The organism is Streptomyces soli (assembly GCF_003999195.1).
Taxonomy (GTDB): domain Bacteria; phylum Actinomycetota; class Actinomycetes; order Streptomycetales; family Streptomycetaceae; genus Actinacidiphila; species Actinacidiphila soli.
Window position 1 is genome coordinate 1 of the sequence record NZ_RJVR01000143.1, and the last position, 19,643, is coordinate 19,643.

Sequence of the window (19,643 nt, forward strand, 5' to 3'; positions counted from 1 at the left end):
AACTCCACCTCGCAGCCCCCGACATCTGACCAGACGACACACACAACACCGGAGCCGAAGTCAACCCCCGAAGGACTTCGAGCACGGACCACTAAGCGCCCTCGTCCCCGCCGTGCTGCTGGGCGGCAGCGTGGCCGCGGGCATCTGGCGCGCGACGCTGGCCGCGCATCTGGACCACACCAGGTGGGCGGGAGCCCACCGCACAGGGCTGGCCGTGGGCTGCGGCCTCGCCCTGGGCACGTTCGGGGACGAGCAGTACCGCACGGCCTTCGCCCTCGGTGTCGCCAACTCCCTTGTGGTGCAGGTGTCGTGGTGGCTGCTCCTCACAGCCGTCGGTTACGGATTCGTACAGTGGAACGCGGTGACCGCCCGCGCGTGGGCACCGGTCGTGCTGGCCGCCCGCCGTCCGTTCGCGCCGATCGCCGGCTGCTGCGCGGCCGGTGTGGCGCTGCTGAGCATCTGGCTCGGACGCGTCTATCCCGCGGGGGGACCCGGCTTCGGGCTGCTGACCCTGCCGAGTCCGCTGAACTTGCTACCGACGCCGCTGGACTACCTCGGCTATGTGTTCTCCATGGCCGCCGTCCTCCCACCCCCGCCGGTGGTCATCGCCGTGGTCGCAGCAACCGCCGCGATGCCGCTCGCCGCGCCGTTCGGGGCACGGCTCCTCCACCGTGTCAGGCACGACGCGCCCACAGCGGGACCCGGACGGTTCCTGCTGTGGCCCTCGTCCTCGGAGGCGTCTGCGGCGCTCCTCGCCCCACAGCGCCTGCGTCCCGTGCGGGCGTTGGTGGGCGGCGTCGTGTTCGGCGCGGCTGCGGGGTTCGCGCTCTGGGTGGTGCACGTCGTCAGTGCCCTGGTCTTCCCGTGGCCGATCCAGTGGCTCGGTTCGGTCTTCACCCTCTACACCGTGCCCGTCGCGATGCTGCTGCAACTGACCGCCGGATTCTTCGTGGCACGGCGCAACGCACACCACGACCTGCGCGCCCTCCACGGAGTGCTCGCCGTCCTCGGAGCGGGGCTGCTGCTTCCCTTGGCCGCGTTCACCTCACGCGACCACTTCGCCTGCGTACGCTGGGGCACCAGCCACCCGGCATGCCAGGAGGATCCGCTGTCCGGGATGGGATTCATCTCGACGACGATCACGGGCTCGACCGCCGCCCTCGCGCTTCTCCTCCTGCCCACCTGGGCAGCCCTGCACGACAGCATCCGACAGCAAGGCTCACTCCGCCCTCCCGGCCCCGCAGCCCTCCCGGGCGCGCCCCGGACGCGGTAAGCCGCCCCTGCCCTCCGTGCTTGCCGGACACGAGCCCCTGCTCGTCCTTCAGCAGGGTCCAGTGCTCAACGAGCTCATCCAGGTCCAACGGGGTACGGGCCACGATCGGCCCAACGTCGGTGTCGTCACTGTTTGTGCTCGGGCATCAGTTGCTCACATCGACCGCGAGGACGATCCGCCCGTCGGCCGCACGGGGCAGCGGTGTGGAGGCAAGCAGCCTGCGCAGGCGACGTGGCTCCAGCCAGCCATGGTTGACCGCGTCGTACATCGCCCCGTGCCCACGCTGGTGCTCGGCCGTCAGCGTGAGCTCGGCCAGCGACGTCACCGGACCATCGGCGCACAGCACCGCGTCGGTCAGCTCGAAGAGCGCATCCGCACGGGAGTAGAGACAGTCGTAGAACTCGACACGAAAGTGGGACAGCACGCTCAGCGCGGCGTCAACGGGACCTACAGAAGCCAGACTCTTCACAGCGGCCGTTCACGCGATGTTGCTCAACACCTCGAAGCGTGAAGAACGGCCGTCTTGCTGTCTCAGGAAGAAGCCAAGATCAGCAGGTCAGGTGACTCGGCGAGGTTAAACGCCAAGCTAAGCCCACCTGCGATTTCGTACGGATTGAGTCCATCGTTGCCACGCAGCCGTCGCGGCCGACCTGCCTGCCTGTCTCCCACAGCACCCGTTCGACGGCGACGGCTCCGTATGGCCGAGCGTCACTGACGCCGCGTAGCCGTGGTGAATCAAGTCGGGTAGCCGGGAGGTCTCTCACCGGTGAGAGTCCCCCGGGCGACCCGACTACTAGCGGTGCCGGTGCTGTCGAGCGGCTGCCCGGCCCGCGCCGCTGCTCATTGCGGGGCTCTCAGCGGAAGACGACGGTGCTGTGGCCGTTGAGCAGGACCCGCCGTTCGCTGTGCCAGCGCACCGCCCGGGAGAGCGCGAGCGCTTCGGCGTCCTGGCCGACCGTGGCCAGCGCGCGCGGGTCGTAGGTGTGGTCGATGCGGATGACTTCCTGCTCGATGATCGGGCCCTCGTCCAGGTCGGAGGTCACGTAATGAGCCGTCGCGCCGACTAGTTTCACGCCGCGGTCGAAGGCCTGGTGGTAGGGCTTGGCGCCCTTGAACCCCGGCAGGAAGGAGTGATGGATGTTGATCGCCCGTCCCTTCAGTGCGGTGCACGTTTCCTCTGAGAGGACCTGCATGTAGCGGGCCAGGACCACGAGGTCGGCCCGGTACCCGTCGACCAGTTCGAGCAGGCGCTCTTCGGCCTCGCGCTTGGTGGCCGCCGTCAGGGACACGTGGAAGAACGGGAGGCCAGCCGCCTCGGCCATCGAGCGCAGGTCCTCGTGGTTGGAGACGACGGCGACGAGCTCGGCGCCGAGGCTGCCCGCGCGCCACCGGAAGATCAGGTCGTTGAGGCAGTGGCCGAGCTTGGACACCATGACGAGCACGCGCTGCGGCTGGTCCCTCGTGACCTGGTAGGTCATGCCGAACGCGTCGGCCACCGTGCGGAACGCCGCGGCGAGGCGCTCTGCGTCGGTGTCCTCGGCGCAGACGAACGCGGTCCGCAGGAACAGTTGCCCGCGGGCGGTGTCATCGAACTGCTGGTGCTCGACGATGTCGCAGTCGTGCTCGAACAGGAACGAGCTGACCGCCTTCACGATGCCCGGAAGCTCCTGGCAGCTCAGCGTGAGAGTGTACGGGTGGGACACGGGTGCCTCCTCAGCACTCGACGATGTTGAGCGCCAGCCCGCCACGGGCGGTCTCCTTGTACTTGTCCTTCATGTCCGCGCCGGTCTCACGCATCGTCTTGATGGCCTTGTCCAGCGGAACGTGGTGCCGACCGTCCCCGCGGACCGCCATGCGGGCCGCCGTGACGGCCTTGACCGAGCCGACGGCGTTGCGCTCGATGCAGGGGATCTGCACCAGGCCGCCGACCGGGTCGCAGGTGAGGCCGAGGTTGTGCTCGATGCCGATCTCGGCGGCGTTCTCGACCTGCTCCGGGGTTCCCCCAAGGACTTCGGCGAGGCCGGCGGCGGCCATGGAGCAGGCTGAGCCGACCTCGCCCTGGCAGCCCACCTCCGCGCCGGAGATCGAGGCGTTCTCCTTGAACAGCAGCCCGATCGCCCCCGCGGTGAGCAGGAAGCGCACCACACCGTCCCCGGTGTAAGAGGCGACGAAGTCCCGGTAGTAGTGCAGGACCGCCGGCACGATGCCGGCGGCACCGTTGGTCGGCGCGGTGACCACCCGGCCGCCGGCCGCGTTCTCCTCGTTGACCGCCAGGGCGTAAAGGGTCACCCACTCCATCGCCCGGAGCGGATCGGCCTCGTCGCGATGAGCGACCAGCTGCGCGCGCAGCGCGGCCGCGCGTCGCCGGACCTTGAGCCCACCGGGCAGGACACCGGCGGTCCGGGTGCCGCGCTCCACGCACTCCTGCATCACCGACCAGATGCGCAGCAGCCCGGTGCGGATCTCCGCCTCACTGCGCCAGGCCAGCTCGTTGGCGAGCATCACGTCGCTGATCCGCAGCCCCGTCTCCCGTGTCCGGGCCAGCAACTGCTCGCCGGTGCGGAACGGGTACCGGACCGGGGTGCGGTCCTCGACGATCAACGGGTTGCCGGCTTCGTCCTCGTCGAGGACGAAGCCACCGCCCACGGAGTAGTACTCCCGTCGGCGCAGCTCGTTCCCGTCGGCGTCCAGCGCCCGGAAGAGCATGCCGTTGCTGTGGAACTCCAGTCGCTTGCGCCGGTGCAGCACGACGTGGTCGTCCACGGAGAACGCGATGGGATGCTCGCCCGCGAGCCGCAGCTTCCCTTCCCTACGGACGATCTCGACGCGGGGTTCGGCCGCTGTCGGGTCGACGAGGTGGGGCTGCTCCCCCTCCAGGCCGAGGACGACCGCCTTGACGCTGCCGTGCCCGTGCCCGGTGGCGCCGAGGGAACCGAAGAGCTGGCAGCGCACGCCGGTGACCCGAACCAGTAGGCCCTCATCGCGAAGGCGGGACGCGAAGGAGCGGGCTGCCCGCATCGGGCCGACGGTGTGCGAGCTGGATGGGCCGATCCCCACCTTGAACAGGTCGAAGACGCTGATCGTCATGCGTGCCCCTCTCCCGGGTCCGCAGCACCCGCCGAATACAGGTACACATCTGATATATTAGATGTGCCATAAGGGTATGTCGATACTCGCAAGGGGGCAAGCGTTGTTGGCCTTCAGCCCTTACAATGCGGTCGTGACTGCCGTACCTGTGGATCTCGACTCGCCTGTTGCCATGCCCCTGGCGGAACGGGCTTACATGGTGATCAGGGACCGACTGATCATGCTGGACATCCAACCGAATGACCCGATCGATGACGACGCCCTGGCCAAGGCGCTCGGCATGGGTCGGACCCCGGTCCGCGAGGCGCTGAAGCGTCTGGAGAGCGACCGGCTCGTCGTGTCCTACCCGCGGCGGGGAACGTTCGCGACCGGCGTGGACATCTCCGACCTGGCGCACATCTCCGAGATCCGGGTCCAGCTCGAGCCTTTGGCCGCCCGTCGTGCCGCGGAGCTCGCCACCCGCACGGCGCACACCGAACTGGAGGAGCTGGCTTCGCGCATCGCGCAGCTGGACGTCGGCCAGGTCGACCGGACCGAGTTGATGCGCTGGGACCTCGCGGTGCACCGGACCATCTACCGGGTGGCCGGCAATCCGCATCTCGAGGACGTACTGATCCGCTACAACAATCTGGCGACGCGGATCTTCTGCCTGTTCCTGGATCGGCTGCCCACGGTCGACCAGCACGTCCGGGAGCACGTGGAACTGCTCCGGGTGATTGCGGCCGGCGACGCCGACCGCGCCGACTACCTCGCCCGTGAGCACGTGCTGGGCTTCGAGCAGACGATTCGTGCGGTGATCTGACCCAAACGCATCGCGCCCGTGCTCGGTGCCCGCCGAAGCGGGCAGCCCCTCAGCGGCCGATGTCGACGGCGTCCAAGACCGCCAGCACGTCCCGCGTGGCCGCCACATCGTGCACGCGTAGCACCGCAGCCCCCCGCTGGGCCGCGATGAGGGCTGCGGCCAAGGAGCCGGGCAGCCGGTCCCCTACTTCCCGTCCGGTGAGCTGTCCGAGCATGGACTTGCGGGACAGTCCGACCATGATCGGCGCCCCCAGGGTGGCGAACGCGTCGAGCGACGCCAGCAGCGCTACGTTGTGGGACAACGTCTTGCCGAACCCGAAACCCGGATCGATGAGCAGGTGCTCGCGCTGGATCCCCGCATCGAGGCAGACGTCGAGGCGCTCGGCGAGGAAGGCGCGTACGTCGGAGACGACGTCGGTGTACCGCGGATCCTGCTGCATGGTCTTCGGCGAACGCTGCATGTGCATGAGGCACACCGGCACGCCGAGGTCCGCTGCGGCTTCCAGGCTGCCCGGCTCGCGCAGCGCGCGCACGTCGTTGATCATGCTCGCGCCGGCGGCGACGGCCGCCCTCATCACTGCGGCGCGTGAGGTGTCGACGGACAGCGGCAGTGGGACGTGCCGAACCAGGGCCTCGACCACCGGGACAACGCGGTTGAGCTCCTCGTCGACGGTGGGACGTGCGCGCCGGGTCGTGTCGACTCCCCGCCGATGTCGATGAGGTCCGCACCCTCGGCGGCCAGGCGGCAGCCGTGCTCGACGGCCTGCGCGGGACTGTCGAAGTGCCCTCCGTCGGAGAAGGAGTCGGGGGTGACGTTGAGGATCCCGCAGACCAGCGGCCGTCCCGCGCCGAGCGACCTGCTGAGGGGGTGCGGCGCGTCGTCGCCACCCGCGGAGGGACGGACGGACCGTCCGCCAGTGTCGTGCGGGTCGGGCCCGATCCGTTCGCTCTGGTCCGGACCGCTCTTGACGGGTGTCTGGATATGGCTGGACACGGGGCCCTCCATGTGCGCAGGGCGCGGGGATCTACGCGTGGTCGGTGATGGGATGGGGCAGGGCGGTGGGGTCACGACCTGCCCCACCCGGACGGGCGAACGAACCGGCGGGGCTATCCGCGGGCGGACGCGACCGTGTGCTGCAGCAGGAGTGCGGTGGTGACCGGGCCGACTCCGCCGGGCACCGGCGTCAGCCCGCCGGCGCGTCCGGTCACCGAGTCGGCGTCGACGTCGCCGACCAGCCCGCCATCGGACGTCGGGTTGGTCCCGACGTCGATGACGATCGCGTCCTCGGCGACGTGCTCCGCAGTGATGAGCTTCGGGTGACCGACGGCGACGACGAGCACGTCCGCGGACCGGGTGAACTGCCTAAGGTCCTTGGTGAACCGGTGACAGATCGTCACGGTGGCATCGCGCTGCAGCAGCAGCTGCGCGGTCGGCTTGCCGACGACGTTGGAGCGGCCCACCACTACGGCGTTCCTTGCGTACAGCGGCACCTCGTGGTGGTCGAGCAGAGCGAGGACGGCCTCAGCTGTCGCCGGCGCGAAGGCGGGCAGGCCGGCGGCGAGCCGTCCCAGGCTGAGCGGATTGGCGCCGTCGACGTCCTTGGCGGGGTCGATGGCCGAGGCGAGGTCCTCGAAGATGGCGTCGGGAGGCAGTGGGGTCTGCAGGATGATGCCGTGCACCGCCGGGTCTTCGCTGAGCGCGGCCAGTTCGGTGCGGATCCGGTCCGGGGCCGCCGTGTCGCCGAGGTCGACGACCGAGCAGGCGATGCCGGTCTTTTCCGCTGTCCGGGCGATGGAGCGGACGTACCACGCGCTGGATTCGTCCGCGGTCGCGACGACCACGGCCAGCCGGGGCGGCGTGCCGGCGGCGGTCAACTCAGCGGCTGCCGCGGCGACCTCGGCGCGGATAGCGGCGGCCAGTTCGGTTCCGCCGAGGTTCGCCGTCATCGGGCCAGTCCGTCCCGGACGGCGGCGGTGACCTTGTCCGCGCGCACCATCACGTCGTCGACGCCGTCGGCAATCGCTCTCAGCTCGCGCCGAGTGGCGGGGGCCACGATGCCCCCGAGGTTGATCTCCACGTTGACGCGAGCGGTCGTGGCCGCAGCCCGGGCGGCCTCGGCGGCCGCGGCGATGTCGCTGATCACGTTGCGGTTGCCGATCGGCAGCAGTTGCTCCGTCAGCCCGACGATCTGCTCGGCGACGCCGATGACGATGGCCGGTACCCGGGCGGCGTTCACGAGGGCGTCGGCGATGGCCCGGGACCTGGCCGCTGCCTCCTCCGGGGTTCCCTTCGGTAGTCCGTAGGCCTGCGTTACCGCGGTGAACGCACGGGCATCTTCCTCGGCCAGCCCGAGGGCGTTCTCTCGCAGGCGGTCGGCGCTCCTGGTAATGGCAGTGATCTCCTCGGTGTGGGCGGCGAACTTGGCCGAGTTGCTGTAGCGGGCCACCATCGCCACCAGGGCGGCGGCCTGCGCCGCATGCAGTGCGGCGCTGGCTCCTCCTCCGGGGGCGGGCACCCTGTCGGCGAGCTGGGCCAGGAACGTCTCGACTGTGTTGTTGCGCATGGGCGGGTCCTTCGAGGTCGATGCGGGCCGGCGGCGCAGCGCACGGGAACGTGGTGCGGCCACGCCGTCGGTCCGTCGGAGGGCAGCAAGGATCGGCGTCAGCTGCGGAGGCGGGTCATCTCCGGGTCGACGAGCGGCTCGGCGGCGACGGTGGCCCGGATGCGGGTGCCGAAGTAATCGATCTCGACGCTGGTGCCGACGGTCGCCGAGGCGGGCAGCCAGGCGTAGGCGATCGGCCGGCCGACGGTGTGCCCGAAGGCCGCGCTGGTCACATAGCCGGCCGGGCGGCCGTCGACGAAGACCGGCTCCTGGCCGAGAACGACGCTGTGGCCGTCGTCGATCGTCAAGCAGGACAGTCGGCGGCCGACCGTGTCATCGCTGAGCTCCGCGATGGCCTGGCTGCCGACGAAGTCGCCCTTCTGCTTGCGGACGGCGAAGCCGATACCGGCTTCGTAGGGGTTGTGCTCGGTGGTCATGTCGCTGCCCCAGGAGCGGTAGCCCTTCTCCAGCCGGAGGCTGTTGAAGGCCGCGCGGCCCGCGGCGATCACGCCGAGGCCCTGGCCGGCGGCCCACAGAACGTCCCACAGCCGCTTGCCGTTGTCGGCGCTGGTGTAGATCTCCCAGCCCAGCTCGCCGACGTAGGACAGACGCATCACCGTCACCGGCACTCCCCCGATCCGGGCCCGCTTGGCGCGGAAGTACTTGAGCCCGCTGTTGGAGAAGTCGTCGGAGGTGAGCCGCTGGACGAGGTCGCGGGCCCGCGGGCCCCACAGGCCAATGCAGCACGTGCTGCCGGTGATGTCCCGGATCTGGACGGTGCCATCTACCGGCGCCTGGCGCTGAAAGTAGTCGTGGTCCAGCGAGCCGTTGGCGCCGACTTGGAACAGCCGTTCGTCCAGCCGGGCGACGGTCAGGTCACTACGGATGCCGCCGGCCTCGTCGAGGGCCAGCGTGTAGGTCACCGACCCGACCGACTTGTCCATCTGACTTGTCGTCAGGCGCTGCAGGAGGTCGAGGGCACCCGGGCCGCTGATCTCGAGCCGCTTGAGGGGTGTCATGTCGTACATCGCCACGGCCGTCCGGGTCCGCCAGGCTTCGGCCGCCGCAATGGGCGAGTGGAACCGTGCGCTCCACGAGTCACGCGACGGCGGGATCCACTCCGCCGGTAGGTCCTTCACCAGCGGGGCGTTGGACTCGTACCAGTGCGGTCGCTCCCACCCTGCGCCTTCGAGGAAGAAGGCGCCGAGTTCCTGCTGCCGGCTGTGGAATGGGCTGACCCGCAGGTTGCGCGGCGAGTGCCGCGGCTGCAGGGGGTGGAGCACGTCGTAGATCTCGACGAAGTTCTGCTGTGAGGTCTCGCTCACGTACTCCGGTGCGAGCTGGATGTCCTCGAAGCGGTGCACGTCGCAGCCGTGCAGGTCGGTCTGCGACCGCCCGTCGACGAGGAGCTGGGCCACCGCCCGGGCGACCCCGGCGGAGTGGGTGACCCACACCGCCTCGGCGATCCAGAAGCCCTTGACGTCGGCGGACTCGCCGACCAGCGGGCCGCCGTCGGGGGTAAAGGAGAAGATGCCGTTGAAACCGGAGTCGATCTTCGACGAGCGCAGTGAGGGCAGCAGCCGCCGGCTCTGCTCCCACGCCGGGGCGAAATCCTCCTCGGTGAAGGGCAGCATCGAGGGCATCGACGACTCCCGTACGTCGTCCGCCTGGGGCAGCTCGCGCGGGTCGACGGGCATCGGCCGGTGTGCGTAGGAGCCGATGCCGAGGCGATCGACGTGTTCCCGGAAATAGAGGTCCTGGTCCTGGTGGCGGAGGATCGGCAGGCTCGCCTCGCCGAGCTCGTCGTTGCGCCCGACCAGCTCCGGCACCTGACCGGTCCGCACGTACTGGTGGGCCAGAGGCAGCAGGGGCACGTCCATGCCCGCCATCGCGCCGAGCTCCCGGCCCCAGAAGCCGGCGCAGCACACCACGATGTCGGCGGCGATGACCCCGTCCGGGGTCCGGACGCCGGTGACCCGGCCGCCGGCGTGCTCGATTCCGGTCACGCGGGTCGAGCCCCGGAAGTGGGCTCCTCGGGCCTCGGCGCGGCGGGTCAGCGCAATGACCGCCCGGGAGGCCTTGGCAAGGCCGTCCGTGGGCACGTGCAGCCCGCCGAGGATGCGCTCGCGGTCGAGGAGGGGGTGGAGGCGCACGCACTCCTCCGGGTCGACCACCTGGGCCTGCAGGCCCCAGGAGGTGGCCCAGCCCTGCCTGCGGTGCAGGTCCGCGAGCCGCTCCGGCGTGGTGGCCACCTCGAGACCACCGACCTGGTTGAAGCACCAGGCCCCGTCTACGTCGATGCTCTTGAACTTCTCGACCGTGTAGCTCGCGAACTCCGTCATCGTCTTGGAGGCGTTGGTCTGGAAGACCAGTCCGGGCGCGTGCGAGGTGGACCCTCCGGCCAGCGGAAGGGGTCCCTGATCGACCACGGTGACGCGGTCCCAGCCACGGGCGGTCAGCTCGTCGGCCAAGTTGGCGCCGACGATCCCCGCTCCGATGATGACCACACGAGGGGTGGTGGACATGCTCTGCTCCTGACTGCCGGTGAATCCGTCAGCTGTGGTGGGTGGTGGAGAACTCGAGGACCGCATCCAGCAGCCAGTCCGCCAGGTAGGCGGCGAAGGAGGACCGCACGAGGACGAGATAGTCGTCGCCGGCGAGGGCCAGCAGCACGACGCCGGCCAGGCCGAGCGTGGTCTGCACGCTGCTCCCGCGGCAGAACGCGCGGGGATGCACGTCGATCGAGCAGCCCTTGGCAAGGACATCGCGGGCATGCGCCCCGGTCAGACGTAGGCCGATTCGCTGTGCGGAGACATCCGCCGCGGAGCCACCCATCGGAAGAACGGCGGTACGGACCCGGGCTTCCAGCTCCTCGGGCGCCTCGGTCGTGCTGGTCAGCAGCCACTCGTCGGGGCCGAGCCAGACTACCCGCCCGGCATCGGTCGATACCCAGGTGTTGGGGACAGTCGGCAGGTCGACGCCCAGCCGGCTCCGGGCCTGCGAACCGACGTCGCCGAGCCGAACGTCGACCATCGCGACGAACGGCTCGACGACGACACGGACGGTGTCGGGCAGGCGCTCGAAAGCCGTGCTCCACGCCTCGAGCGGGTGGGTGGGCAGCAGCTCAGCCATCGCGACGGGCTCCTTCGGGATCGACCAGCACCGAGCCGGTCACCTCGACCGGGACGAGGGTGCCGTTGACGGGGACGTGGACGGTGTCGCCGATACGCGACCGGCCGCCCTTGACCAAGGCCAGGGCGAAGGGACGTCCGAGCTCGGCACTGCGGTAGCTGGAGGTGACGTGGCCGAGCATCGGCACCGGCGGCGGTGGCAGTTCTCCATCGGGGAGGAACTCCACGATCTGCGAGCCCTCCGGCAGCACGGTCTGCCGGTCCACGGGCAACAGCCCGACCAAGTGCTTGCGCAGGGGGTCCAGGTTGGCCGCGCGGGCGAAGGAGCGCTTGCCGACGAAGTCGGGCTTCTTTTTCGAGACCGCCCACTCCATGCCCAGGTCCTGCGGTGTGACGGTGCCGTCGGTGTCCTGCCCGATGATCGGGTAGCCCTTCTCCGCTCGCAGGACGTGCATGGTCTCCGTGCCGTACGGCGTGATGCCGTACGGGTGCCCGGCCTCAAGCAGCCGCTGCCAGACCGCGACCGCATACCAGGGGTTGACGTAGACCTCGAAGGCGAGCTCGCCGGAGAAGCTGATCCGGGCCAGCCGGACCGGTACCCCGTGAAGCGCGGTGTCCCGCCAGGTCATGAAGGGGAACGCGGCGTTGGAGACGTCCACCTCGGGGAAGACGGTGCCGATGACGTCGCGGGAGCGGGGGCCGACGACGGGGAAGGTGACCCACTGCTCGGTGACCGAAGTGCAGTGGACCCGCAGGTCCGGCCATTCGGTCTGGACCCACTCCTCCATCCAGTCGAGGATCTTCGCCGCACCGCCTGTGGTGGTCAGGACGAGGAAGCGGTCCTCGGCCAGGCGCAGCACCGTGCCGTCGTCGATGACCATGCCGTCGACGCCGCACATGACGCCGTAGCGGACAGAGCCGACCTTCAGGCTGCTCATCAGGTTCGTGTAGAGCCGATCGAGCAGGACGGGGGCGTCGGGGCCCTGGACGTCGATCTTGCCGAGCGTTGAGCCGTCCAGGATGCCGACGCCGGTACGTGCTGCGGCGCACTCCCGCAGAACTGCGGCCTCCATGTCCTCGCCGGGCTGCGGGTAGAAGCGTGGGCGCTTCCACTGACCGACGTCCTCGAAGACGGCCCCGGCTGCCACGTGCCACTCGTGCAGGGCGGTGACTCGCTCGGGGTCGAAGAGCCGGCCACGGTCACGGCCGGCCAGGGCGGCGAAGGCCACCGGGGTGTAGGGGGGCCGGAACGTGGTGGTTCCGGTGTCCTGCACCGGGATCCCCAGCAGCTCCGCGGTGATCCCCGAGGTGAGGACGCCCGAGGTCTTGCCCTGGTCGTGCGCGGTTCCGATGGTCGTGTAGCGCTTGATGTGCTCGATGGAGCGCAGGCCCGCGCCGACCGCCCGGGCGATGTCGGCCACGGTCGCGTCGCGCTGCAGGTCGACGAACTGGGTGCTCCCCTCCGCACTGGACGTGTCCGATACCCGCCACAGGACCAGGGGCGCGGCCGGAGCGACAGCCTTGGCGGCCACCGGCAGCCGGTCCTTCGCCCCGGGCTCGATCGCCTGCCCGGCCAACGCGGCGCGTGCCACCCGCTGCCCGTCGGCCAGACAGCCGGCCAGGTCGAACACGCCGGCAGCCGAGCCGGCGACGGCCAGGCCGTCGAGCTCCTCATTGGGGAGGAACGCCCCGAGGTCCTCGTGGTAGCGGAGCCGGCCACGGGCCTGGCTGAACAGGTGCACCGCGGGGTTCCACCCGCCGCTGACCAGGAGCAGATCGCAGGCGAGCGCGCTGCTGGACCCGACCTCGCCATCCGCGAACTGGGCGACCAGGGCGTGCGTGACCCGCTCGACGCCGCGTGTGCCGGTCACGACGGACCCCGGTAGGACCGGAATCCCTGCGCGGCGGCATTCCTCACGGCGGCACGCCGACGCCTCTGGGCGGGCGTCGACCACCGCGTGCACCCGCACACCCGCGCGGTGCAGGTCGAGGGCTGCGTCGTAGGCGCTGTCGTTGGTGGTGAAGACGACAGCCTCGCGCCCCGGCAGCACGCCGTAGCGGTGCAGGAAGGTCCGGGCGGCGCCGGCGAGCATGATGCCCGGCCGGTCGTTGTCCGCGAACACGACCGGACGCTCGTGGGCTCCCGTGGCAACGACGACAGAGCGGGCCCGGAACCGCCACACCCGCTGGCGGGGCAGGTGTTTGGGCGCGGCCGCCCCGAGGTGGTCGGTGCGCCGCTCGAGGGCCAGGACGAAGCCGTCGTCGTAACTGCCGAAGGCGGTGGTGCGCTGCAGGTGCAGCACCTCCGGATGGCCGGCCAGCTCGGCGACCGCAGCGGCGACCCAGTCCAGCGCCGGAGCGTCGTCCAGCAGATCGGTGCCCGACAGGAACGAACCGCCGGCCTCGGACTGCTCATCGACGAGGGCGACGCGGGCCCCGGCGCGGGCGGCGCTGAGCGCGGCGGCCAGCCCCGTGGGGCCGGCGCCCACAACGAGCACGTCGACATGGTGGTGAACGGCGTCGTAGAGGGCAGAGTCGGAGACCTCGGCGAGCCGACCCTGCCCCGGCAGGCCGTGGGCGACCAGCCCGTCGTAGAGCTCGACGGTCGTGGCCGGCAGCATCGGCTCGGGGAAGGGTTCCTCGATCTGCACCAGGCCACCGGGGTCCTCGGCCCAGGCGGCGGTGACGCCGCGGGGTCGTCCCAGCTTGATGCTCGTGGCGATCTGGTGCCGGCCGGAGGCGAGCAGCGCTGAGGCAAGCGTGTCGCCGGGGTGGCCGGTGAAGGTCTGGCCGTCGAAGGCGAACTCGAGAGTGGTCGCCCGGTCGATGCGGCCGCCGTCGGGGGTGCGGAAGGCGCTCGTCATGAGGTCACCGCCTTCGGGTCATCGAGACGGTAGACGCACTCGAAACGGTAGGTGACGGTGTCGCGGATCGCGTTGAACCAGCGGCGGCAGCCGACGCTGTGGCACCAGCGCTCGGCAAAGCGGCCCTTGGGGTTGTCGCGGAAGAAGACGAAGTGCGCCCACTCCTGGTCGGAAAGCTCGGCGGGGTTGTCCGGGTACGCGACGTGGGCCTGGCCGCCGTAGTGGAACTCGACCTCCTCGCGGGGGCCGCACCACGGGCATTGGATGAGTTGCACAGAGGACTCCCTGAGTCAGTGGGCCACGGCGGCCGCGCCGTGCTCGTCGACGAGCGTTCCGGTGGCGAAGCGGTCCAGGCTGAACGGCGCCACATGGGGGTGGGGCTCGTCGTTGGCGATGGTGTCGGCGAGGCACCAGCCGATACCGGGCGTGGCCTTGAACCCGCCGGTACCCCAGCCACAGTTGAGGTAGAGGTTCTCGTAGGGGGTACGCCCCACGATCGGTGAGGCGTCCGGGCTGACATCGACGATCCCGCCCCAGCTGCGCAGCAGGTGGGCACGGGCGAACACCGGGAACAGCTCCACCGCGGCGGCCATCTGGCGTTCGATGATGTGGAAGGCGCCCCGCTGCCCGTAGCCGTTGTAGGAGTCGACTCCGGCGCCCATGACCAGCTCGCCCTTGTGGGCTTGCGAAACGTACACGTGCACCGCGTTGGACATGACGATCGTGGGGTGCACCGGCTCGAGCAGCTCGGAGACCAAGGCCTGCAGGGGGTGGCTCTGCACCGGCACGCGGATGCCCAGCATGTCGGTGAGCACCGAGGTGTGCCCGGCGGCGCAGAGGGCGATCCGCCCGGCGGCGATGTCCCCTCGGGTGGTCTGCACCCCCGTGACCCGGTTGCCCGCGGTGGTGAAGCCGGTGACCTCGCAGTCCTGAATCAGGTCGATCCCGGCCTCGTCGGCGCGTCGGGCGAAACCCCACGCCACGTAGTCGTGCTTGGCGATGCCGGCACGGGGCTGATACGTGGCCCCGAGGACCGGATAGCGGATGTCGGCGGAGGTGTTGACGATTGGGCAGATCTCGCGGATCTCGTCGGGTTCCAGCCATTCGGCGTCGATCCCGTTGAGCTTGTTGGCCTCGACCCGCCGCACGCTGTCGCGGACATCCTGCAGTGTGTGCGCCAAGTTGAGCACCCCGCGCTGGCTGAACAGGATGGGGTAGCCGAGGTCCTCCTCCAGCCCCTCCCAGAGCTTGAGGGCGTGCTCATAGATGGCCGCGCTCTCGTCCCACAGGTAGTTGGAGCGGATCAGCGTCGTGTTGCGGGCCATGTTGCCGCCGGCCAGCCAGCCCTTCTCCAGAACCGCGACGTTGGTGATCCCGTGGTTCTTGGCCAGGTAGTGGGCGGTCGCCAGGCCGTGCCCGCCGCCGCCGACGATCACGACGTCGTAGGAGCGCTTCGGGTCCGGGTCACGCCACAGGAAGTCCGGGTGCTCCGGCAGGTCCGCGCCGGGGGTGCGGGGGCTCATCGGGCGACCTCCGTCAGGTCGGGGTAGAGGGGATGGCGGTCGGCCAGCCGGCTGACCCGCGTGCGGAGCTCGGCGAACTGGTCCTCGCCGAGCGAGGGCCGCAGGGCGACAGCGATCACGTCGGAGACCTCGGCGAAGTCGTCCAGGCAGAAGCCACGAGCCGCCAGCGCGGGGGTGCCGATGCGGACACCGGAGCTCACCATCGGCGGGCGGGGGTCAAAGGGCACCGCGTTGCGGTTGACCGTGATCCCGATGGCGTGCAGCCGGTCCTCGGCCTGGCGGCCGTCCAGCTCTGACTCCCGAAGGTCCACCAGGACGAGGTGGACGTCGGTTCCGCCGCTGACCACGTTGATGCCTGCCTCGCGGGAGTCGGGGGTCAGCAGGCGCTCGGCCAGCAGCCGGGCTCCGGCCAGCGTGCGCTGCTGACGCTCCCGGAACGCGGGTTCTCCGGCGAGCTTGAAGGCGACGGCTTTGGCGGCGATCACGTGCTCCAGCGGGCCACCCTGCTGGCCGGGGAAGACCGAGGAGTTGAACTTCTTGGCCAGGTCCGCGGTCGCGAGGATGATGCCGCCGCGCGGGCCGCCGAGGGTCTTGTGCGTGGTCGAGGTGACCACGTGGGCGTGCGGCATGGGTGACGGGTGCAGTCCGGCAGCGACCAGGCCCGCGAAGTGAGCCATGTCCACCATCAGGTAAGCCCCGACCTCGTCGGCGATCCGCCGGAACTCGGCGAAGTCCAGGTGCCTCGAGTAGGCCGACCAGCCCGCGACGATGAGCTTGGGTCGCCGCTCGTGGGCCAGCCGCTCGACCTCGGCCATGTCGACGAGGTGGTCGTCGGCCTTCACGTGGTAGGCGGCGACGTCGTACAGCTTGCCGGAGAAGTTGAGTTTCATCCCGTGGGTGAGGTGGCCGCCGTGGGCCAAATCCAGCCCCAGGATGGTGTCGCCGGGCTCGAGCAGGGCGGACATCGCCGCGGCGTTGGCCTGAGCGCCCGAGTGCGGCTGCACGTTGGCGTACTCGGCACCGAAGAGCTCCTTCAGCCGATCGATCGCAAGCTGCTCGATCACGTCGACGTGCTCGCACCCGCCGTAGTACCTCCGGCCCGGGTAGCCCTCGGCGTACTTGTTGGTCAGTACCGAGCCCTGGGCCTGCATGACCGCGAGCGGGGCGAAGTTCTCGCTGGCGATCATCTCCAGCGTGGTCTGCTGCCGGGTCAGCTCGGCCGAGATCGCCCCGTGCACCTCCGGATCGGTGTCCGCCAGAGATCGGTTGAGCACGCGGCCCGAAACGGTCGAGGTCTGCAGACCTCCGTCACCCTGGACGACCATGCCGGAATCCCTTCTGTTCGTAGCTAATCTAGAACTGATATATTAGTCATGTAGTACAGTATGTTGGGTGTCGGACAGGGTCAAGGGGTGTCCCGCTCGGAAAGTACGATTCGGGGCTGTGCCTGCACGTTTGCTGATCCTGGCGACGCGGCCTCGACTGGCCTGCAACGATCTGCGGATGTCGCTGTCGGTTGTCTCCGTGCTCGTCTGGAATGTGATCATGGTGCGCACTGCCGTGCTGCGTAGCCGTGTGGCCAAGGATGCGGAAGTGATGGCGCTACGGCATGAGAACGCGGTACTGCGCCGCCAGATCGCCCGGGTCCGGTACGAGCCAGCCGACCGGATCTGGCTCGCCGCCCTCTCCCAACTGATCCCTCGCGACCGCTGGCGCCAGGTCTTCGCCGTCACACCCACCACACTGCTGGCCTGACACCGTCAACTCGTCGCCCGCAAGTGGAAGTTCACCCAGCCCCGGGCGACCTTCTACCGCGCCCATCGTCAAGCACCTCATCCTGCGCCTGGCCCACGAGAACAACACTGGGGCCACCGGCGGATACAGGGCGAACTCGCCTGCCTCGGCTACCCGATCTCCCCGTCCAAGGTCTGGGAGATCCTGCACGCCGCCGGCATCGATCCCCGGGGCAAGGCCCGGGCCACCCCGAGTCAGGAACGTCCGGAACTTCCGCCCCCACTCCGGATCGGTGGCGGACACCCAGGTGGGGGCGGGGACACCATCGAGCTGCTCGGCGGTGCCGAGCAAGGAGCCGCCGGCCTCCGGCTGATCATCGACCATTACCACCCGGGCGCCGGACCTGGCTGCCGTCGGTGCCGCGACCAGGACGGACGGGCCGCGCCAACAACCAGGACGTCGCAGTGCGCGTGAATCGCGTCGTAGCGTGCCGGATCCGGCTCCGCCGGTCAACCTGCCCTGACCGGGAAGGCCGCGGGCCACCAGTCCGTCGTGCAGCTCGATGGTGGTGACTGTGAGCATCGGCTCCGAGAACGGGGCCTCGACCTCGACCCCGGCGGCCATGATCCCGCGCGGCCGCCCGAACCTGATGCTGGTGGCGACCTGATGCACCCCGTTGGCCAGCAGCACCGACGCCAGGGTGTCACCGGGATGGCTGACGAAGGCAGAGTCTGCCGCGTAGGCGCTCGTCCAGAGCGCGGCCTCATTCTGTGTGGAGTCGAGGCATTGACGCCCCGATCTAGGTCGGGTTAGCGTCACGCAACTGAAGTATCAGTCTCATTCAACTGATGCTTTACCGACGTCGTGCTCTTCACCAGCAGAAACCCTTACCCAGGGCGCTGGTGGCCCACGCTCGCTACGGGACAGCGTTGTTTTTCATCAACATGAAGTGGCCCTCTGGTTGGGTGCGCGTGCTGAGCACCGGCCCTCTCCCAGACCACATGGACCACCGATCCAGGTCGTTGCGGCAAGGGAGATGTTCAGTGCCAGACAACAACAAGGTCGACGGCGAGGATCTCGCTCAGTTCGGGTACAAGCAGGAACTCACGCGGTCGTTGGGCAGCTTTTCCTCATTCGCCGCGGGGTTCTCGTACCTATCGGTCATGTCTGGCATGTTCCAGCTGTTCGCGTTCGGGTTCGGTCTCGCCGGCCCGATGGTGTGGCTGTCCTGGATCGTCGTCTTTGCGGGAATGATGATGGTGGCTCTGTGCTTCGCGGAGTCGTCTGCCGCGTTCCCGATCGCAGGCTCTGTCTACAGCTGGGCCACTCGGCAGGGCTCGGAAGCGTGGGGGTGGATGACGGGGTGGATCATGCTGGTCGCCTCGATCGCCAGCGTTGCTGGCGTCGCCGTTGCCTGGCAGATCTCGCTGCCCGCAATCTCACCGGTCTTCCAGTTCGTCGGGGACGGCACTGGGAAGTACGACTTCGCCGAGAACGCCGTCGTTCTCGGTCTGATCCTCCTGGTTTTGATCACCGCGGCGAACGTCGCAGGCATCAAGGTGATGGCCAAGGCGAACAACCTGGGCGTCATGGCGGAGCTCCTCGGCGTCAGCCTGTTCATCGGCCTCTTGGTGGCTCACATCCATAGAGGACCTGGTGTGGTGGCGCACAGCATGGGTCTGCCTGCGGCGTCCAGCCTTGGCGTCGGCGGGGCGGTTCTGATCGCAGCGATCATGCCGGGTTGGGTGATGTTCGGTTTCGACACGGCGGGTTCGCTGGCAGAAGAGACCCGCGATCCCCGTCGACGCGCACCGCGGGCAATCCTCAACGCTCTCGGCGCAGGTGGCGGTGCCGGTGCGATCCTGCTCCTTGTTGCGCTCATGGCGGCCCCGAACTTGCGCGATCCCAAGGTCGCCTCGCAAGGGCTTCCGTACATCGTGCAAGTGCTGCTGGGCAGCGGCGTCGGAAAGGGAATGCTCGTCTTCGTGGTCATCTCCACGGCGGCCGGAGCGTTGGCGATCCAGACCGCGACCATCAGGTTCATCTTCGCCATGGCCAGGGACGGCAAGCTGCCCTTCATCACGACTGGCTCGGTCAGCGGACTCCTCGGGGAGCCCGGACTCGCCGCCTACGACGCATCCAAGGGCGCCGTCGTCAACTTCACCCGCCAACTCGCCGCTGAATATGCCGGGGCGGGAATCCGGGTGAACTGCGTATGCCCTGGCTGGATCGACACCGGCTTCAACGACCCTGCCTTCGAGCACGAGGCGCTTGACGACGAGGCCGTGGACGCGATCATGCTGGCGACCATTCCCATGAAGCGGCAGGGCACTGCAGAAGATGTGGCGTCAGCTGTGGCTTTTCTCGCCTCCGACGATGCATCGTACATCAGCGGGCACGCGCTCGTCGTTGACGGTGGCCTCACGACCCGGATCTAGCCCGAGTTTCCTCGCTACGGCCTCGAATGTCGCCAAGCCCCTTGATTCGCCGATTGGTTGAGGCTGTAGCACGTATTACCCACCGTTATGACGCTGAGATAAAGGCACCATATGGTCTGGTATATCAGTTCGGCAGGTACTAATCCATCATCGATTGTCGGTGTACGGACGAGCGCGGAACGGAGCCCG

The 19,643-nt window shown here is 69.3% G+C and carries 16 protein-coding genes and 2 pseudogenes; 4 read left to right on the forward strand and 14 right to left on the reverse strand.

What is annotated here, in order from left to right:
• Positions 1-112 precede the first annotated feature (112 nt).
• Positions 113-1,273, forward strand: a complete 1,161-nt coding sequence (locus EFK10_RS47330) for a hypothetical protein (protein ID WP_164835963.1) — start codon at positions 113-115, stop codon at positions 1,271-1,273.
• 148 nt (positions 1,274-1,421) lie between these two features.
• Here the strand turns inward: EFK10_RS47330 and EFK10_RS12805 are convergent.
• The 3 genes and pseudogenes from EFK10_RS12805 to EFK10_RS12815 form a co-directional block, all read right to left on the reverse strand.
• A pseudogene (locus EFK10_RS12805) lies at positions 1,422-1,703 on the reverse strand (transposase); the annotation flags it as partial.
• Positions 1,704-2,127: 424 nt separating this feature from the next.
• The gene (gene purU, locus EFK10_RS12810; RefSeq protein WP_127355839.1) at positions 2,128-2,976 is read right to left on the reverse strand and encodes a formyltetrahydrofolate deformylase; all 849 of its coding nucleotides are present in this window, start codon (positions 2,974-2,976) and stop codon (positions 2,128-2,130) included.
• 10 nt (positions 2,977-2,986) lie between these two features.
• Positions 2,987-4,360, reverse strand: a complete 1,374-nt coding sequence (locus tag EFK10_RS12815; protein ID WP_127355840.1) for an L-serine ammonia-lyase — start codon at positions 4,358-4,360, stop codon at positions 2,987-2,989.
• 148 nt (positions 4,361-4,508) lie between these two features.
• On the opposite strand from EFK10_RS12815, the gene EFK10_RS12820 reads away from it, so the two are divergent.
• Positions 4,509-5,162 (forward strand): GntR family transcriptional regulator, encoded by a 654-nt coding sequence (locus EFK10_RS12820; RefSeq protein WP_322973327.1) that lies wholly within the window; start codon positions 4,509-4,511, stop codon positions 5,160-5,162.
• Positions 5,163-5,211: 49 nt separating this feature from the next.
• Here the strand turns inward: EFK10_RS12820 and folP are convergent, their stop codons facing one another.
• The 10 genes from folP to EFK10_RS12865 all read right to left on the reverse strand — a co-directional run bounded on the left by folP (position 5,212) and on the right by EFK10_RS12865 (position 16,607).
• Positions 5,212-5,802: a dihydropteroate synthase gene (gene folP / locus EFK10_RS50040; protein WP_240677188.1), complete on the reverse strand. Its 591-nt coding sequence runs from the start codon at positions 5,800-5,802 to the stop codon at positions 5,212-5,214.
• Positions 5,736-6,155, reverse strand: coding sequence for a dihydropteroate synthase (locus EFK10_RS50045; protein WP_240677189.1), 420 nt, complete (start codon positions 6,153-6,155; stop codon positions 5,736-5,738). The genes folP and EFK10_RS50045 overlap by 67 nt, the downstream gene beginning before the upstream one ends.
• 113 nt (positions 6,156-6,268) lie before the next feature.
• Positions 6,269-7,108 (reverse strand): bifunctional 5,10-methylenetetrahydrofolate dehydrogenase/5,10-methenyltetrahydrofolate cyclohydrolase, encoded by an 840-nt coding sequence (locus EFK10_RS12830; RefSeq protein WP_127355842.1) that lies wholly within the window; start codon positions 7,106-7,108, stop codon positions 6,269-6,271.
• Positions 7,105-7,725: a cyclodeaminase/cyclohydrolase family protein gene (locus EFK10_RS12835; protein ID WP_127355843.1), complete on the reverse strand. Its 621-nt coding sequence runs from the start codon at positions 7,723-7,725 to the stop codon at positions 7,105-7,107. The genes EFK10_RS12830 and EFK10_RS12835 overlap by 4 nt, the downstream gene beginning before the upstream one ends.
• A 98-nt stretch (positions 7,726-7,823) precedes the next feature.
• Positions 7,824-10,289 carry a GcvT family protein gene (locus EFK10_RS12840; RefSeq protein WP_127355844.1) on the reverse strand — a complete coding sequence of 822 codons (2,466 nt, stop codon included), beginning with the start codon at positions 10,287-10,289 and terminating at the stop codon, positions 7,824-7,826.
• 28 nt (positions 10,290-10,317) lie between these two features.
• A complete protein-coding gene (locus tag EFK10_RS12845; RefSeq protein WP_127355845.1) occupies positions 10,318-10,896 on the reverse strand; it encodes a sarcosine oxidase subunit gamma in 579 nt (192 codons plus the stop codon).
• On the reverse strand, positions 10,889-13,759 hold the full coding sequence (locus EFK10_RS12850; RefSeq protein WP_127355846.1) for a 2Fe-2S iron-sulfur cluster-binding protein: 2,871 nt from the start codon (positions 13,757-13,759) through the stop codon (positions 10,889-10,891). The genes EFK10_RS12845 and EFK10_RS12850 overlap by 8 nt, the downstream gene beginning before the upstream one ends.
• Positions 13,756-14,034, reverse strand: a complete 279-nt coding sequence (locus tag EFK10_RS12855; protein ID WP_127355847.1) for a sarcosine oxidase subunit delta — start codon at positions 14,032-14,034, stop codon at positions 13,756-13,758. Before EFK10_RS12855 ends, EFK10_RS12850 begins: the two co-directional genes overlap by 4 nt.
• A 15-nt stretch (positions 14,035-14,049) precedes the next feature.
• Positions 14,050-15,282 carry a sarcosine oxidase subunit beta family protein gene (locus tag EFK10_RS12860; protein ID WP_127355848.1) on the reverse strand — a complete coding sequence of 411 codons (1,233 nt, stop codon included), beginning with the start codon at positions 15,280-15,282 and terminating at the stop codon, positions 14,050-14,052.
• Positions 15,279-16,607: a serine hydroxymethyltransferase gene (locus EFK10_RS12865; RefSeq protein WP_127355849.1), complete on the reverse strand. Its 1,329-nt coding sequence runs from the start codon at positions 16,605-16,607 to the stop codon at positions 15,279-15,281. Before EFK10_RS12865 ends, EFK10_RS12860 begins: the two co-directional genes overlap by 4 nt.
• A 118-nt stretch (positions 16,608-16,725) precedes the next feature.
• Between EFK10_RS12865 and EFK10_RS50050 the strand changes: the two genes are divergently transcribed.
• Positions 16,726-17,037, forward strand: a complete 312-nt coding sequence (locus EFK10_RS50050) for a hypothetical protein (protein ID WP_240677190.1) — start codon at positions 16,726-16,728, stop codon at positions 17,035-17,037.
• 270 nt (positions 17,038-17,307) lie between these two features.
• On the opposite strand, the pseudogene EFK10_RS12875 reads toward EFK10_RS50050, so the two are convergent.
• Positions 17,308-17,745 (reverse strand): annotated as a pseudogene (locus EFK10_RS12875) (FAD-dependent oxidoreductase); the annotation flags it as partial.
• 314 nt (positions 17,746-18,059) lie between these two features.
• Here EFK10_RS12875 and EFK10_RS12880 point away from each other — a divergent pair.
• Entirely contained in the window at positions 18,060-19,454 is a 1,395-nt protein-coding gene (locus EFK10_RS12880; protein ID WP_164835964.1) for an SDR family oxidoreductase, read from the forward strand.
• Positions 19,455-19,643: the final 189 nt, after the last annotated feature.

Excerpts from the sequence above, each read along its gene's own strand:
- EFK10_RS12815 (WP_127355840.1), bottom strand. The coding sequence starts at position 4,360 with ATGACGATCAGCGTCTTCGACCTGTTCAAGGTGGGGATCGGCCCATCC.
- EFK10_RS12830 (WP_127355842.1), bottom strand. The coding sequence starts at position 7,108 with ATGACGGCGAACCTCGGCGGAACCGAACTGGCCGCCGCTATCCGCGCC.
- EFK10_RS12835 (WP_127355843.1), bottom strand. The coding sequence starts at position 7,725 with ATGCGCAACAACACAGTCGAGACGTTCCTGGCCCAGCTCGCCGACAGG.
- EFK10_RS12840 (WP_127355844.1), bottom strand. The coding sequence starts at position 10,289 with ATGTCCACCACCCCTCGTGTGGTCATCATCGGAGCGGGGATCGTCGGC.
- EFK10_RS12845 (WP_127355845.1), bottom strand. The coding sequence starts at position 10,896 with ATGGCTGAGCTGCTGCCCACCCACCCGCTCGAGGCGTGGAGCACGGCT.
- EFK10_RS12850 (WP_127355846.1), bottom strand. The coding sequence starts at position 13,759 with ATGACGAGCGCCTTCCGCACCCCCGACGGCGGCCGCATCGACCGGGCG.
- EFK10_RS12860 (WP_127355848.1), bottom strand. The coding sequence starts at position 15,282 with ATGAGCCCCCGCACCCCCGGCGCGGACCTGCCGGAGCACCCGGACTTC.
- EFK10_RS12865 (WP_127355849.1), bottom strand. The coding sequence starts at position 16,607 with ATGGTCGTCCAGGGTGACGGAGGTCTGCAGACCTCGACCGTTTCGGGC.